This is a genomic window from Kiloniellales bacterium (genome assembly GCA_030066685.1).
Classification (GTDB): Bacteria; Pseudomonadota; Alphaproteobacteria; order Kiloniellales; family JAKSBE01; genus JAKSBE01.
This window is the reverse complement of sequence record JASJBF010000059.1, coordinates 1-14,285: the sequence shown is the minus strand read 5'-3', so window position 1 is coordinate 14,285 and position 14,285 is coordinate 1. Positions and strand designations below refer to the sequence as shown.

Annotated in this window: 14 protein-coding genes; 9 read left to right on the top strand and 5 right to left on the bottom strand. The window is 70.6% G+C overall.

All coding sequences use genetic code 11. The annotated features are described in order from the left end of the window. A partial coding sequence (locus QNJ30_26970; GenBank protein MDJ0947111.1) for a ferredoxin occupies positions 1–515 on the bottom strand: 515 nt, incomplete at its 3' end. Between the two features lie 15 nt (positions 516–530). Beyond that, the gene (locus QNJ30_26965; GenBank protein ID MDJ0947110.1) at positions 531–2,057 is read right to left on the bottom strand and encodes a trimethylamine methyltransferase family protein; all 1,527 of its coding nucleotides are present in this window, start codon (positions 2,055–2,057) and stop codon (positions 531–533) included. A 210-nt stretch (positions 2,058–2,267) separates the two neighbouring features. Here QNJ30_26965 and hutH point away from each other — a divergent pair, with 210 nt between their 5' ends. Both hutH and QNJ30_26955 read left to right on the top strand, forming a co-directional pair. Beyond that, positions 2,268–3,818 carry a histidine ammonia-lyase gene (gene hutH, locus QNJ30_26960; GenBank protein ID MDJ0947109.1) on the top strand — a complete coding sequence of 517 codons (1,551 nt, stop codon included), beginning with the start codon at positions 2,268–2,270 and terminating at the stop codon, positions 3,816–3,818. 94 nt (positions 3,819–3,912) lie between these two features. After that, complete coding sequence (locus QNJ30_26955; protein ID MDJ0947108.1) at positions 3,913–4,821, top strand: aspartate/glutamate racemase family protein; 909 nt, start codon at positions 3,913–3,915, stop codon at positions 4,819–4,821. On the opposite strand, the gene QNJ30_26950 is transcribed toward QNJ30_26955, so the two are convergent. From QNJ30_26950 to QNJ30_26940, 3 genes are all read right to left on the bottom strand, one after another. Further along, the gene (locus tag QNJ30_26950; protein ID MDJ0947107.1) at positions 4,797–5,822 is read right to left on the bottom strand and encodes a 2-oxoacid:ferredoxin oxidoreductase subunit beta; all 1,026 of its coding nucleotides are present in this window, start codon (positions 5,820–5,822) and stop codon (positions 4,797–4,799) included. The two genes, QNJ30_26955 and QNJ30_26950, sit on opposite strands and share 25 nt — an antisense overlap. Beyond that, positions 5,819–7,690 (bottom strand): 2-oxoacid:acceptor oxidoreductase subunit alpha, encoded by a 1,872-nt coding sequence (locus QNJ30_26945; protein ID MDJ0947106.1) that lies wholly within the window; start codon positions 7,688–7,690, stop codon positions 5,819–5,821. Before QNJ30_26945 ends, QNJ30_26950 begins: the two co-directional genes overlap by 4 nt. A gap of 166 nt (positions 7,691–7,856) precedes the next feature. Next, entirely contained in the window at positions 7,857–9,185 is a 1,329-nt protein-coding gene (locus QNJ30_26940) for an FAD-dependent oxidoreductase (GenBank protein MDJ0947105.1), read from the bottom strand. Positions 9,186–9,533: 348 nt separating this feature from the next. On the opposite strand from QNJ30_26940, the gene QNJ30_26935 reads away from it, so the two are divergent. The 7 genes from QNJ30_26935 to QNJ30_26905 all read left to right on the top strand — a co-directional run bounded on the left by QNJ30_26935 (position 9,534) and on the right by QNJ30_26905 (position 14,260). Continuing rightward, positions 9,534–10,247, top strand: coding sequence for a B12-binding domain-containing protein (locus QNJ30_26935; GenBank protein MDJ0947104.1), 714 nt, complete (start codon positions 9,534–9,536; stop codon positions 10,245–10,247). Between the two features lie 29 nt (positions 10,248–10,276). After that, positions 10,277–10,900, top strand: coding sequence for a DUF1638 domain-containing protein (locus QNJ30_26930; GenBank protein ID MDJ0947103.1), 624 nt, complete (start codon positions 10,277–10,279; stop codon positions 10,898–10,900). Between the two features lie 16 nt (positions 10,901–10,916). After that, positions 10,917–11,228: a virulence factor gene (locus QNJ30_26925; GenBank protein ID MDJ0947102.1), complete on the top strand. Its 312-nt coding sequence runs from the start codon at positions 10,917–10,919 to the stop codon at positions 11,226–11,228. Further along, positions 11,225–12,196: a methylenetetrahydrofolate reductase gene (locus QNJ30_26920; GenBank protein ID MDJ0947101.1), complete on the top strand. Its 972-nt coding sequence runs from the start codon at positions 11,225–11,227 to the stop codon at positions 12,194–12,196. Before QNJ30_26925 ends, QNJ30_26920 begins: the two co-directional genes overlap by 4 nt. Positions 12,197–12,344: 148 nt before the next feature. After that, on the top strand, positions 12,345–13,241 hold the full coding sequence (locus QNJ30_26915) for a methyltetrahydrofolate cobalamin methyltransferase (protein MDJ0947100.1): 897 nt from the start codon (positions 12,345–12,347) through the stop codon (positions 13,239–13,241). A gap of 10 nt (positions 13,242–13,251) precedes the next feature. Then, a complete protein-coding gene (locus QNJ30_26910; protein ID MDJ0947099.1) occupies positions 13,252–13,677 on the top strand; it encodes a GFA family protein in 426 nt (141 codons plus the stop codon). 31 nt (positions 13,678–13,708) lie between these two features. Continuing rightward, entirely contained in the window at positions 13,709–14,260 is a 552-nt protein-coding gene (locus QNJ30_26905) for a 2Fe-2S iron-sulfur cluster-binding protein (GenBank protein MDJ0947098.1), read from the top strand. The last annotated feature ends 25 nt before the right edge of the window (positions 14,261–14,285 follow it).

The window sequence follows — 14,285 nt, the reverse complement described above, 5'->3', positions numbered from 1 at the left end:
TAGCTCCCGTCGGCGAAGGCGCCGACCGGGCAGCCCTGCAGGCAGGGCTTCTCGACGCAGGCGTCGCAGGGGCAAGGGGCCGCCTCCGAGATCGGCAGGGGCAGCGCCTCCCGGAAGGCGAAGGCACCCCGGTAGGCGTGCCAAAGGCCGAAGCGGGGGTGGATCAGGATCCCCAGCGGCGAGGCCTTGAGACCCTCGGCCTTCGCTGCCCAGCGCTGGAACGGCAGGTAGGGCGGCCCCTCGAAGGGAAAGCGGGCCTCCGCGCCCAGGTCTTCGGCCAGCGCGCCGAGGCCGCGGGCGATCCAGCGGTCCAAAGGGTTGGCCTTGCGGTCGGCGGCCTCCGGCGCGGCCTGGAAGGCCTGCCACATCGCCGGTCCGGCATTGCCGACCAGCAGCAAGGTCCCGGCGGCGGCGGCGTCCCGCAGCGCCGGCACGGCATCCTCCGGATCGGGGCGGAAGCCGCCGCGCAGGATCAGGCCGAGGGACGCCAGGGCCGCCGCAATCCGCTCCAGCATCGGCCCGGGCCGGCCTCAGGCCGCCGGCCGCATCTCGGCTTCCGGCAGCAGGATCCGGAAGCGCCGGCGCAGCTCGCGGTCGGTCTCGGCCGGCAGGGCCTGGGGCCAGTGCTCGGCCAGGATCTGGCGCGCCCGGGCCCGCGCCGCCTCGCGCAGGTCCTGGCCGCCTTTCTGCTCCCAATCGTCGCGGCTGTCCCGGTCGAGCAGCTTGGGATAGAGGTACTCGCTGGTCATGCGCGACAGGGTCTGGGGATGGCCGAGGAAATGCCCCGGCCCCTTGCAGACCTCGTCGATGACCTCGAGGGAGAGCGACTCCGGCGTCACCTCGATGCCGCGCAGCAGGCGCATAATCTCGCCGTTGATGTCGTTGTCGATGACGAACTGCTCGTAGGCCACGGTCAGCAGGCTCTCCAGGAAGCCGGCCGAATGATGGATGTAGTTGGCCCCGGCCAGGGCCGCGGCCAGGCCGGTGATGCCCTTCTCCAGCCCGGCCTGGGCGTCCGGTACCTTGGAGTCGGAGATGCCGGAGGAGTTGTAGAGCGGCAACTCCAGGTGCTGGGCGATCTGGGCGCAGGCCGCATTCAGCAGGGCGAACTCGGCCGAGCCGCCGACGAAGGCCCCGGTCCTGAGGTCGGCCTGGGCCGGCACGCAGCCCATGATCAGGGGATGCCCCGGGTTCAGCAGGTTGACGTAGACCAGGCCGGAAAGCTGCTCGGCGGTGATCTGCACCAAGGTGCCGGCCAGGGCCGCCGGCGAGGTCGCGCCGGCCTGGGGGGCCGAGGAGATCACCACCGGCAGGCCCTCGGCCACCAGGCGGTCGAGGATCTCGACCGTCTCCGGCGCGTAGCGCAGGGGGCTGACGGTCCAGCAGGCGGTGAAGGAGATCAGCGGCCGCGCGGCCAGGGCCTCGGGCCCGCCGGCGATGATCTCGGCCATGGCGCGGAGGTCGCCGACCCGCTCGGCCTGGTAGGCGTTGGCCATGACGTGCTTTTGGGTCGCCGCCAGGCAGGCGTAGAACTGGTTGACGTCGATGTCGTCGTTGGCCAAGTCGCGGCTGACCACCGGGCGCATGTAGAAGTGGATATGCTCCAACGGATCGCAGAGCCGCCCGATGTGGTAGTTGTCGGAAAGCCGGGTCTCGCGGACCTCGCCGTCCAGGTCGAGGATCTTCACCGCTTGGCCGCCGGTGCCCATGTAGACCCGCCGGCCGCCGAGCCGGAGGTCGTGGCGCGCCTCGCGGCCGGCCAGCAGGACCTCCTTGGCCGCCCGCGCCAGCCCCTCTTCCACCATCCGGGCGTCCAGGTACACCCGGTTGGTCTCGGCGTCGATCCGGGCCCCAGCCTGGCGGAAGACCTCCCGGCAGGGGCTGTCGACGACCTCGATGCCGGTGCGCTCCAGGACCTCGACGGCGGCCGCGACGATCCGCTCGACCTCGCCTGCCGATAGTGGCCGGTAGACACCGCCCTGAAGACCGGGCGGCGCCACCGGCTCGCTCTGCCGTTCCAGTGCGGACGGTCTGCGGCGACGGCCTGAACGCGACATCTCGATCGCTCCCCTTGCCGTTTGCTGTCCCGGGCGGGCTCAAGCTGAGCGCAGACTGGCACAGCGCCACGGCCGCGCCTAGCGCGAGGGCGACCCATTCGGGATCCTTCGCCCCGGTCACGAGAGGCTTCGCAGCGCCACGCCGAGGTGCTAAAGCAGGTCGCGGTCCCCGTCGGCGGCCCGCCCGCCGTTCCGATCGAGATGTCCGCCATGCCCGATCAGACCTTCCAGCTCCAACCCGGCGCCCTCGCGCTCGCCCAGCTGCACGGCCTCTGGCGCAAGGCGCGGCCCCTGGCGCTTGCCGCCGACTGCTGGGAGGACGTGCGCCGCTCGGCCGAGGCCGTGGCCGCCGTGGTCGAGAGCGGCAAGGCGGTCTACGGCATCACCACCGGCTTCGGCAGCCTGGCCAAGACCCAGATCCCGGCCGATCAGGTCGCCGAGCTGCAGCGCCGCCTGGTCCTCTCCCACTGCGCGGGCGTCGGCGAGCCCTTGCCGGAGCGGGTCGTCCGGCTGGCCCTGGTCCTGAAGATCAACGCCCTGGCCCGCGGCCACTCCGGGCTCCGGCCCCAGGTCATCGAGGCCCTGGTCCGCCTCCACAACGAAGGCGCCCTGCCGGTGATTCCGGCCCAGGGCTCGGTCGGCGCCTCCGGCGACCTGGCGCCGCTGGCCCACCTCAGCGCCGCCCTGCTTGGCGAGGGCGAAATCAGCCTGGGCGACAAGACCCTGCCGGCGGCCAAGGCCTTGAAGAAGCTCGGCATGGCGCCCCTGACCCTGGCGGCCAAGGAGGGCCTGGCGCTGCTCAACGGCACCCAGGTCTCGACCGCCCTGGCGCTGGACGGCCTCTTCGCCGGCCTGGACGCCGTCGCCGCGCTGCTCAACGCCGGCGCCCTGACCGTCGACGCCGCGCTCGGCAGCGACGTGCCCTTCGACCCGCGGATCCAGGCCCTGCGCGGCCAGCCCGGCCAGATCGAGGTCGCGACGGTCCTGCGCGCCCTGCTCGCGGGCAGCGCCATCCGCGCTTCGCACGCCGACTGCGACCGGGTCCAGGACCCCTACTCCCTGCGCTGCCAGCCCCAGGTCATGGGCGCGGTGCTGGACACCCTGGGCGCCGCCGCCGCCATGCTCGCGCGCGAGGCCAATGCGGTCTCCGACAACCCTCTGGTCTTCGCCGAGACCGGCGAGGTGCTGTCGGGCGGCAACTTCCACGCCGAGCCGGTCGCCCTGGCCGCCGACATGATCGCGCTCGCCCTGGCCGAGGCCGGGGCGCTCTCGGAGCGGCGCATCGCCCTTCTGACCGATGCCAACATGAGCGAGCTGCCGGCCTTCCTGGTCTCCGAACCGGGCCTCAATTCCGGCTTCATGATCGCCCAGGTGACCGCCGCTGCCCTGGCCAGCGAGACCAAGCAGATGGCCGCGCCCTGCAGCGTCGACAGCCTGCCGACCTCGGCCAACCAGGAGGACCACGTCTCCATGGCGGCCCACGGCGCCCGGCGCCTGGCCCGCATGGCCGAGAACCTCGGCAAGATCGCCGCGATCGAGCTGCTGGCCGCGGCCCAGGGCGTCGACTTCCGGCGGCCGCTGGAGACCAGCCCCAGGCTCCAGGCGGTCATGGCCGCCCTGCGGGCCCGGGTCGCCTTCCTCGACCAGGACCGCGCCCTGGCGCCGGACATCGCCCGGGCCCACGGCCTGGTCACCGAGGGCTGGTTCTTCGACGCCCTCTGGTCGGCAGAGCCCTGCCCGGTCTTCCCGGCCACGGGGTAAAGGCCATATTTCCGCCACGCCGCTGCCCGAGCCTTTCCCGATTGCCCCGCTCTTCTGATCGAACCTTCGAGCGAGACGGGAGACCAGAATAGGGATGATCGGCGTCTTCGATTCCGGATCGGGCGGCCTGACGGTGCTCAGGGCCCTGGTCGAGCGGCTGCCGGAACAGCGCTTCGTCTACCTCGGCGACCACGGCCATGCGCCCTACGGCGAGCGCAGCCCGGACGAGGTCTACGGCCTGACCTGCGCCGGCGTCGCCCGGCTCTTCGGGCTCGGCTGCTCGCTGGTGATCCTGGCCTGCAACACCGCGGCCGCGGTGGCCCTGCGCCGCCTGCAGCAGAACTGGCTGCCGGCGCGCTTTCCCGAGCACCGGGTGCTGGGCGTCCTGGTGCCCGTGGTCGAGTCGGTCACCCGGGTCTCCTGGGAGATCAAGGCCCCAGCGGCCGAAGCCGCGGCCGGACGGGTCGGGATCTTCGCCACCCCGCGGACGGTGGAGAGCGGCGCCTACCCGCGCGAGATCGGCCTGCGCGCCCCGGCGGTCGAGGTTCTCCAGCAGCCCTGTCCGGAGCTGGTGCAAAGGATCGAAGCCGGCGCCACGGCGGAGCACTTGGCGGATCACGTCGCCGCCGAAGTCCGTGCCCTGCGAGCCCGCGCCGAAGACGGGCGCCTGGACCAGGTGATCCTGGGCTGCACCCACTATCCCCTGGTGGAATCCGCCTTCCGCGCCGCCCTGCCGCCGGAGGTGAAAATCCTCAGCCAGCCGCGGCTGGTGGCGGAAAGCCTCGCCGACTACCTGCGCCGCCATCCCGAGCATCGGGCGCCGCGGGCCCGGGGCCAGACCCGGATCGCCGCCTTTTCGACCGCCGAGGTCAAGGCCGTGCGCGCCCTGGGCCGCCGCTTCTTCGGCGAGACCCTGGCGTTCTGCCAGATCGGGGAGATGTCGGCACCGCCGGCGCGGCGGCCGGCCGAGGGATCGGCTCAGGTGCCCACCGTCCAGGTGTGACCGCCGTGCAGCAGGGCCTTGAGGTCGCCACCGCCCTTTGACGCCTTGGCCGCCTCGCGCTGCGCCCGAACCTCGGCCTCGTAGCTGGCGCCGGGGTTGCAGTAAAGCACGCCCAGGGCGACCGGGAAGGCCGGCGGCTCCATGGCGGCCAGCATCTGCGCCTGGATGCGGTTGGTCTCGTCGTGGACCAAGAGGTCGGCCTCGCTCGCCCCGCCCTCGCCGAGCGTCACCACCTCCAGGGCGACACTGCCCGGCTTCAGGCGCAGGCCCTTGTCCCGCGCCTTGCCGAAGACCATCGGCTTGCCCTGCGCCAGGTGGATCTGGGTGTCCTCGGCGACGCTGCGCTCGGTGAAATGGCCGAAGGCGCCGTCGTTGTAGACGATGCAGTTCTGGAAGATCTCAACCAGGGAGGCGCCCTTGTGGGCGTGGGCCCGGCTCAGCACCTCGGGCAGGACCTTCTGCTGGGTGTCGACGCCCCGGGCGATGAAGCGCGCGCCGGCGCCCAGGGCGAGGGCTGCGGCCGAGACCGGGGTGTCGAGAGAGCCCTGCGGCGTCGAGGGCGAGCGCGTGCCGACCCGCGAGGTCGGCGAGTACTGGCCCTTGGTCAGGCCGTAGATCTCGTTGTTGAACAACAGGATCTGCAGGTCGACGTTGCGGCGCAGGACGTGCATCAGGTGGTTGCCGCCGATCGACAGCATGTCGCCGTCGCCGCCGACCACCCAGACGTCGAGCTCCGGGTTGGCGAGCTTGACCCCGGTCGCCACCGCCGGCGCCCGGCCGTGGATGGTATGGAAGCCGTAGGTCGCGACGTAATAGGGGAAGCGCGCGGCACAGCCAATGCCGGAGACGAAGACCGTGTTCTCGGGTTCGGCCTGCAGGTCCGCCAAGGTCTTGAGGACCGCCTTGAGAATGGCGTAGTCGCCGCAGCCCGGGCACCAGCGGACCTCCTGGTCGGTCGCGTAGTCCTTGGGCGTGAGCGCGGGCGGGGACATCTCGTTCATTTTGCCGCCTCCAGCTTGGCGCGGACCGCGTCCTCGATCTCGCCGATCTTGAAGGGCCGGCCCGAGACCTTGTTCAGGCCCTCGAAGGGCCGGACGAAGCGGCTGCGCAGCAGGGTCAGCAACTGGCCCATGTTCATCTCCGGCACCAGGACCTGCTCGAAGCCGTTCAGCAGCGCCTCCAAATTCGCCGGCAGCGGCCAGATGTGGCGCAGGTGGATGTGCGAGACCTCGACCCCCTCGCTCTGCAGGTTGTTCACCGCGCGGCTGATCGGGCCGTAGGTCGAGCCCCAGCCGACCAGCGCGAGCCGCCCGCTCCCCGGACCCTGGTCCACGCCCTGCGGCGGGATGTCGCGGACCACGCCTTCGACCTTGGCGTGCCGGGCTTCGGTCATCCGCTGGTGGTTCTGCGGATCGTAGGAGACGTGGCCGCTGCCGTAGGCCCGCTCCAGGCCGCCGATGCGGTGCATCAGGCCTGGGGTGCCGGGCTTGACCCAGGGCCGCGCCAGGGTCGTCTCGTCACGCATGAAGGGCTCGAAGCCCTCGGCTTGTTGGTGGAAGTGCACCGGGAACCTCGGCACCGCCTCCACGTCCGGGATCAGCCAGGGCTCGGAGGCGTTGGCGATGTAGCCGTCGCTGAGCACGATCACCGGGGTCATGTACTTGGTCGCCAGGTGCACGGCCTCGATCCCGACCTCGAAGCAGTCCGAGGGCGAGCGGGCCGCCAGCACCACCAGGGGGCTGTCGGCGTTGCGGCCGAAGACCGCCTGGTAGAGATCCGACTGCTCGGTCTTGGTCGGCATGCCGGTCGAGGGGCCGGCGCGCTGCGAGTTGACGATGACCAGGGGCAACTCGGCGGCGATGGCCAGGCCGATGGCCTCGGTTTTGAGCGCCATGCCGGGGCCGGAGCTCGAAGTGATGCCCAGGGATCCCGCGTAGGAGGCGCCGATCGCCGCGCTGACCGCCGCGATCTCGTCCTCGGCCTGGAAGGTCGTGACGTCGAAGTCTTTCAGCCCGGCCAGGATGTGCAGCAGGGTCGAGGCCGGGGTGATGGGATAGGAGCAGAACACCAGCGGCACCTCGGCGCTCTGGCAGCCGGCGACCAGGCCCCAGGCCATGGTCTCGACCCCGGTCACGCCCCGGTAGAGGCCCGGCGCGATCTTCGCTGGCGGGATGCTGTAGGCACTGGTGCCGTCGGGTAGCTCGGCGGTCTCGCCGAAGGCGTGGCCGGCGTCCAGAGCCGCGATGTTGGCTTCGGCAATCTCGGGGCGCTTTGCGAACTTCTTCCTCAGCCAGTCCCGGGTCGCCGCACGGTCGCGGCCGAACATCCAGTAGATCAGGCCCAGCGCCCACATGTTCTTGCAGCGCAGGCCTTCCTTCTTGTTCAAGCCGCTTTCCTTGACCGCCTCCAGGGTCTGGGCGGTCATGTCGACCTTCAGGAAGCGGGCCCGATCGAGGGCGCCGTCCTCCAGCGGATTCGCGTCGTAGCCGGCCTTGCGCAGGTTCTTGTCGTTGAAGGCGCCCGTGTCGACGACGATCAGCCCGCCTGGCTTGACGTCCTCGTAGGTGACCTTGAGGGCGGCAGGATTCATCGCGACCAGGACGTCCGGCGCGTCGCCCGAGGTCTTGATCGTGCGCGCGCCGAAGTTGATCTGGAAGGCCGAGACGCCATAGGTGGTGCCCACGGGCGCCCGGATCTCTGCGGGGAAGTCCGGGAAGGTGGCCAGGTCGTTGCCGGCCAGCGCCGTGGTCAGAGTGAACTGGCCGCCGGTCAGCTGCATGCCATCGCCGGAGTCGCCGGCAAAGCGGACCACGGCGGATTCAATCTCCTGACGCGGTCCGGTGGCGCGCAGACTCCTGCTGCCCTCCATCGGGTCGTTCCTCCTTGCTGCGCAGCGGAAAGCCTATGACGAACTTTCGATCCTGTCCTATCACGATGCCGTAAGTCCTTCAGCCACAGAGAGAATGTGGCTATTGCGTCGCTCCGAAGGACCGGCCGCCGCGACTCCGGGTCGGGATCACGCCTTTACTTAGAGACTAAGGGGTGGCTGTGCCAGCCCGATTTTCGTCGAGCAGGGCCAGCATGTCGCCGATCGTCACCAGCTTGCGGCGCGGCGCGCCGGGGGCCGCGGCCGCCTCCTCCGCCGCCTCGATCCGCTTCCACTCCGGGTAGTCGATGTAGCGCACGCCGCGCTCGGCAAGCAAGGCCTTGAGCCGGTCCCGGCCCGGCTTGCCGCCGGCGCCGGCGTCCTCGACGATCTGTCGCGCGGCCAGGTCGCCGTCGGCCTTGTTGGTGCCGATGACGCCGGTCGGCCCGCGCTTGCACCAGCCGACCGCGTAGAGGCCCGGCGCGATGCGGCCGTCGTCGTGGACGAAGGTGCCGCGCCTATCGTCGAAGGGCGCACCGGGGATCGCCGGCCCCCGATAGCCGATCGCCGTGATGACCGCGCCGCAGGGCAGGTCCCAGGTCTCTCCGGTGCCCTGCGCGCGCCCGTCCACAACCCGTGTCCGCTCGATTCGCAGGGCCTCGACCTTGTCGCCGCCCAGGATCTCCTTGGGCTGGGCGCAGAAGTCGAAGACCACCCGGCGTGACTTGCCCGCCGGGTCGAGCTCGGTGAAGGCCTTCAAGGTCGCCAGGTTCTTCTCGGCCAGGCGCCGGTCGCGCTCGTCCAGGTCAGGCGGCACGCCGGCTTCCAGGTCCCTGGGGTGGACGACCGGCGCGCAGTCCGAGAGCGCGCCCATCTCCTTCAGCTCCTTGTTGGTGAACTTGGCGTGCCCGGCGTCGCGGCGGCCGAGGATGTGGACCGCCTTGACCGGCGAGCTCTCGATGGCCGCGGCGGCGTAGTCGGTGATGTCCGAGCAGGCCATCTCTTCGCGGGTCTTGCCGAGCAGCCGGGCGATGTCGAGGGCGACGTTGCCATTGCCGATCACCGCGATGGTCTCGGCCTGCAGATCCGGCGCCAGGTCGACGAAGTCGGGATGGCCGTTGTACCAGCCGACGAAGGCGGCCGAGCCGACGATCCCGCGCTTCCCGGCACCCGGGATCTCCAGCGGCCGGTCCTTGGGCGAGCCGACCGCCAGGACCACGGCGTCATAGATCTCGCGGAGCTCGTCCAGGGAGAGGTCGCGGCCGAGATGGACGTTGCCGAAGTAGCGCACCGGCTCGGCCTGGGCGGTCCGCTCGTAGGCTTTGGTCACCTTCTTGGTGCTCTGGTGGTCCGGGGCGACGCCGCCGCGGATCAGGCCGAAGGGCGTCGGCAGGCGCTCGATCAGGTCGATCTTGCAGTCGACGTCGAGCTTGATCAGGGCGTCGGCGGCATAGAAGCCGGCGGGCCCGGATCCGACGATGGCGACGCTCAGGGACATGTCCACACCTGCTCAGCCAAGGACTTCGCCCACCTCTCCCGACTCGGAACCCATCGAAAACAACAATGCTTATGAACTGCTTAACCCGTTTCGGGGGGACAAATCCCTAACTTTTGTGTGAGCTTACGCCCAATGCCGGCCGGCGCAAGCCCGGGTTTGCCACGGCCGGCTGCCGAAAAGCTCCGCCAAGCGACCTTGGCATTCAAATAAGCCTTTGAATTTCAGGGGCTTCGTCGCAGATTCACCAGGATTTGTCGCGCCGAAGGCAGCCCGCGCCGCCGGCTGCCCGTAAGCAAGGTCGAGACTTCGCAACCTGCGGCCGGGGCCGCGCAGGCTTAGGGACTCGCCATGAGTGACAGCGACGACGATCTCGATCTCCGCGCGCTCGACGACGACGAACTGGTCAAGCAGATGCAGGACGACCTTTACGACGGCCTCAAGGAGGAGGTCGAGGAGGGCGTCCACATCCTGCTCGAGCGCAACTGGCAGCCCTACCGGGTCCTGACCGAGGCCCTGGTCGAGGGCATGCGGATCGTCGGCATCGACTTCCGCGACGGCATCCTCTTCGTGCCCGAGGTCCTGCTCTCGGCCAACGCGATGAAGGGCGGCATGGCGATCCTGCGGCCGCTACTGGCCGAGACCGGCGCCCCCAAGGTCGGCAAGATGGTGATCGGCACGGTCAAGGGCGACATCCACGACATCGGCAAGAACCTGGTCGCGATGATGATGGAGGGTGCCGGCTTCGAGGTGGTCAACATCGGCATCAACAACTCGGTCGAGGCCTATATGGAGGCCCTCGAGGAGCACAAGCCGGACATCCTCGGCATGTCGGCCCTGCTGACCACGACCATGCCCTACATGAAGGTCGTGATCGAGGCGCTGAAGGAGAACGGGATCCGCGAGGACTACATCGTCCTGGTCGGCGGCGCGCCGCTCAACGAGGCCTTCGCCGAGGCTATCGGCGCCGACGCCTATTGCCGGGACGCCGCGGTCGCGGTCGAGACCGCCAAGGACCTCATCGCCCGCAAGCACAACCAGCTGGGCGCCAGGGCCGCCCAGTAGCGCCGGCCGCTGGCGCTCGGAGTGGGCTCATGTCGAAGCGGCCGAGCGAGAAAACGCCCCCGAGGACACTGCTGATCGCCTGCGGTGCCCTGGCGCGCGAGGTGATCGACCTGATCCGCCTCAACGGCTGGCGCCACATGACCGTGAGCTGCCTGCCGGCGGCCTGGCACAATACGCCGGCCAGGATCCCAGAAGGCGTCCGCAGCAAGATTCGGGACGCTCGCGACCGCTATGACAGCATCAAGGTGCTCTATGGCGACTGCGGCTCCGGCGGCCTCCTGGATGCGGTCCTGGAGGAAGAGGGCGTCGAGCGCATTCCCGGGCCGCACTGCTACGCCTTCTACGCCGGGCTGAAGGCCTTCGACACCCTGGCGGAGGAGGAGCCGGGCACCTTCTACCTGACCGACTACCTGGTCCGGCATTTCGACCGGCTGGTGATCCAGGGCCTGGGCCTCGACCGCCACCCCGAGCTGCTGGAAGACTACTTCGGCAACTACACCGCGGTGCTCTACCTTGCCCAGAGCGAGGACCCGGCACTCGAGGTCCAGGCCCGGGCCGCGGCGGCGCGGCTCGGCCTGGCCTACCGCTACCGCTTCACGGGCATGGGCGGCCTGGAGCAATTCATGGCCGACGGGCGTCCGGCCGCAGACTAGAGACCGGAGCGCAGCCATGGCACAGCTCATCGTCGTCTACTGGCGCGACATCCCGGCCCAGGTCATCGCCAAGGCCGGCCGCCAGACGGCAAAGCGGCAACTCTCGGAGCGCTTCGAGACGGCGATCGACCGGGCGGCGATGAAGGCCAAGCTGCGCGACACCGACTCCTACCTGGCGGAGTGGCGGCGGGCCGCGCCCCAGCCCTGCGGCGACGACCTGGAGGCCGAGGCGGCCGCTGCGGCCGAACGGCTGGAGACCGAATTCGACGACGACCGCCTCTCCGCCCTGGTCGCGGCCGGCGGGCTGGAAAAGACGGGAGAGGCATGATGGACAGCGCCGCGCTGAAGGCCGATAACGAAACCATGGTGATGGAAGCAAGAACCGGTCCGGAGGACGCCAGGCAGCAGGTCGTCGAGTTCCTGACCGGCTTCTCGATCGAGACCACGCCGGGCTCCGCGGCCAAGATCCCGGACTACCGGGCGCTGCTGCGGCCGGGCACCACGGTCAACGTCACCCACCTGCCCGGCTCCGACTTCGCCGAGACCATCGCCACGGCCAAGCGCCTCAAGGCCGAGGGCTTCGAGGCGGCGCCCCACATCGCGGCCCGCTCGACCCCCGACCGCGCGACCCTGGAGGACTGGCTGAAGCGCCTGCAGGACCAGGTCGGCGTGACCCACGTCCTGGCGCTGGGCGGCGGCGTCAGCGACCCGCTCGGCGACTTCGACAGCTCGATGCAGCTGCTCGAGACCGGCCTCTTCGACAAGTACGGCATCCGGACCATCGGCGTCGCCGGCCATCCCGAGGGTAGCCCCGACATCCCGGAGCCGGCCCTGGCCGAGGCCTTGAACTGGAAGAACGCCTTCGCCGAGCGCAGCGACGCCGCCTTCTACATCGCCACCCAGTTCTGCTTCGAGGCGGCGCCGATCATCGCCTGGGACCGCCGGCTGCGCGCCGCCGGCAACCGGCTCCCGATCCACATCGGCGTCCCCGGCCTGGCCACGATCAAGACCCTCCTGGCCCACGCCCGGGCCTGCGGGGTCGGCCCCTCGATGCGCTTCCTGAGCCGCCAGGCGACCAGGGTCGCCAAGCTCATGACCGTCAACGCGCCCGACCGCCTGGTCCTGGACCTGGCCCGCTACCGGGCCGAGGACCCGGACTGCGGCATCCGCCGGGTCCACGTCTATCCCCTGGGCGGGCTACGCAAGTCGGCGGCCTGGGTCCACGGCGTGCTCGACGGCGACTTCGTCATCGACCGCCAGGGCAAGGGCTTCAAGGTGCTGCGGGAGTTCGCATGATCGGAGCCTGCGGGATCAGCGCAAATAGGCAAGCCGAGGTCGCGGCTGCGCCAGCCCCAAAACGGCGCCTGCGCGACATCTGCGCGCGGCGCCGGACCGCCGCGAGACGGTGGGGACCGGCGCAGTCTTTGAGGAGAAGGCCCGCCCCATGACCCACACCGTCGTCAGCTCCGCGACCAAGGAAGTCGTCATCGGCTTCGACCAGCCCTTCTGCATCATCGGCGAGCGCATCAACCCAACCGGCCGCAAGAAACTGGCTGCCGAGATGGCGGCCGGGAACTACGCCACCGTCGAGGCGGACGCGCTCGCCCAGGTCGCCGCCGGCGCCTCGATGCTGGACGTCAACGCCGGCATCCCGCTGGCCGACGAGCCGGCGATCCTGGCCGAGAGCGTCAAGCTGGTGCAGTCGCTGACCGACGTGCCGCTGTCGATCGACTCCTCGATCGTCGAGGCTTTGGCCAGGGGCCTCGAGGTCTACCAGGGCAAGGCCCTGGTCAACTCGGTCACCGGCGAGGAGGAGCGCCTGGAGAGCGTGCTGCCGCTGGTCAAGAAGTACGGCGCCGCCGTGGTTGCGATCTCCAACGACGAGACCGGCATCTCCGAGGACCCGGACGTCCGCTTCGCGGTCGCCAAGACCATCGTCGAGCGCGCCATGGACCACGGCATCCCCAAGGAGGACGTGGTCGTCGATCCGCTGGTCATGCCGATCGGCGCCCTGGGCAACGCCGGCAAGCAGGTCTTCCACATCCTGCGCCGGCTGCGCGAGGAGCTCGGGGTCAACTCGACCTGCGGCGCCTCCAACATCTCCTTCGGCCTGCCCAACCGCCACGCCCTGAATGCGGTCTTCCTGTCCATGGCGGCGACCGCCGGCATGACCTCGGCGATCATGAACCCGCTGCACGAAGAGGAGATGGCGGCGATCCGCGCAGCCAACGTCATGCTGGGCAACGACCGGGACTGCCGGCGCTGGATCGCCCGCTACCGCGAACCGGTGGAGGCGGGTGCGGAAGGCGGGCGCCGCGAGCGCCGGCGCCGCCGGGGCTGAGCGGTCGGGTATGGCGGCGGGCGGACGGACATACGGCGGCGGCTGCCTCTGCGGCGCGATCCGCTACAGCGTCGCCGGCGCGCTCCGGCCCGTCGTCGCCTGCCACTGCCACCAGTGCCGCCGGACCAGCGGCCATCACGTTGCCGCCACCGCCGCCAGGCTCGACGACCTGACCATCGAAGGCGAGGCCGCGCTGAGCTGGTACCGCTCCTCGGAGACGGCGCGGCGCGGCTTCTGCCGCAGCTGCGGCGCCAACCTCTTCTGGCAGCGCGACGGCGCGGCCCAGGTCTCGATCATGGCCGGCACGTTCGACGACGGAAACGGGCTCGCGACCGCAGCCCACATCTTCGTCGGCGACAAGGGCGACTACTACGAGATCGCCGACGGCCTGCCGCAGCTCGAAGACGGCGACCACGGATTCTGGCGAGACCCATGACCGCAGCGCCCGACCGGCCAGGCAGGCAGGCATGAGCGAGGCGGACAGCCGCGTCGTCTTTACGCCGTCCGGCCGCCGCGGCCGCTTCCCGGCCGGGACGCCCCTGCTGAAGGCGGCCCGCGCGCTCGGCGTCGACATCGATTCCGTCTGCGGCGGCCGCGGCCTCTGCGGCCGCTGCCAGATCGAGGTCGCCGAGGGCGACTTCGCCAAGCACGGCCTGATCAGCAAGGCCGGCCACCTGACCGCCTTCAACGAGGTCGAGGCGCGCTACGCGGAGAAGCGCAGCCTACAGCCCGGTCGCCGCCTGTCCTGCCAGGCCTGCCTGGCCGGCGACGCGGTCGTGGACGTGCCGCCGGAAAGCCAGGTCCACAAGCAGGTCGTGCGCAAGCGCGCCGAGGTCCGCGACATCCAGCTCGACCCGGCGATGCGCCTCCACTATGTCGAGGTCGAAGAGCCCGACATGCACCAGCCGACCTGCTTGTGGACCTGGCTTTCCGGCGGCACGTCCACGACCGCGTCGCCGGCCAGGCAGGCCTGGCAGGACAGGCGGCGACCGGGCTGTAGGCTGCGCTTCTCCGCGTAGCGCGCCTCGACCTCGTTGAAGGCGG

What these genes read in the sequence shown, in the direction of transcription:
- QNJ30_26935 (MDJ0947104.1), top strand. Translation starts at nt 9,534, where the DNA reads ATGAGTGACAGCGACGACGATCTCGATCTCCGCGCGCTCGACGACGAC.
- QNJ30_26930 (MDJ0947103.1), top strand. Translation starts at nt 10,277, where the DNA reads ATGTCGAAGCGGCCGAGCGAGAAAACGCCCCCGAGGACACTGCTGATC.
- hutH (MDJ0947109.1), top strand. Translation starts at nt 2,268, where the DNA reads ATGCCCGATCAGACCTTCCAGCTCCAACCCGGCGCCCTCGCGCTCGCC.
- QNJ30_26955 (MDJ0947108.1), top strand. Translation starts at nt 3,913, where the DNA reads ATGATCGGCGTCTTCGATTCCGGATCGGGCGGCCTGACGGTGCTCAGG.
- QNJ30_26940 (MDJ0947105.1), bottom strand. Translation starts at nt 9,185, where the DNA reads ATGTCCCTGAGCGTCGCCATCGTCGGATCCGGGCCCGCCGGCTTCTAT.
- QNJ30_26910 (MDJ0947099.1), top strand. Translation starts at nt 13,252, where the DNA reads ATGGCGGCGGGCGGACGGACATACGGCGGCGGCTGCCTCTGCGGCGCG.
- QNJ30_26915 (MDJ0947100.1), top strand. Translation starts at nt 12,345, where the DNA reads ATGACCCACACCGTCGTCAGCTCCGCGACCAAGGAAGTCGTCATCGGC.
- QNJ30_26925 (MDJ0947102.1), top strand. Translation starts at nt 10,917, where the DNA reads ATGGCACAGCTCATCGTCGTCTACTGGCGCGACATCCCGGCCCAGGTC.
- QNJ30_26950 (MDJ0947107.1), bottom strand. Translation starts at nt 5,822, where the DNA reads ATGAACGAGATGTCCCCGCCCGCGCTCACGCCCAAGGACTACGCGACC.
- QNJ30_26905 (MDJ0947098.1), top strand. Translation starts at nt 13,709, where the DNA reads ATGAGCGAGGCGGACAGCCGCGTCGTCTTTACGCCGTCCGGCCGCCGC.
- QNJ30_26965 (MDJ0947110.1), bottom strand. Translation starts at nt 2,057, where the DNA reads ATGTCGCGTTCAGGCCGTCGCCGCAGACCGTCCGCACTGGAACGGCAG.
- QNJ30_26945 (MDJ0947106.1), bottom strand. Translation starts at nt 7,690, where the DNA reads ATGGAGGGCAGCAGGAGTCTGCGCGCCACCGGACCGCGTCAGGAGATT.
- QNJ30_26920 (MDJ0947101.1), top strand. Translation starts at nt 11,225, where the DNA reads ATGATGGACAGCGCCGCGCTGAAGGCCGATAACGAAACCATGGTGATG.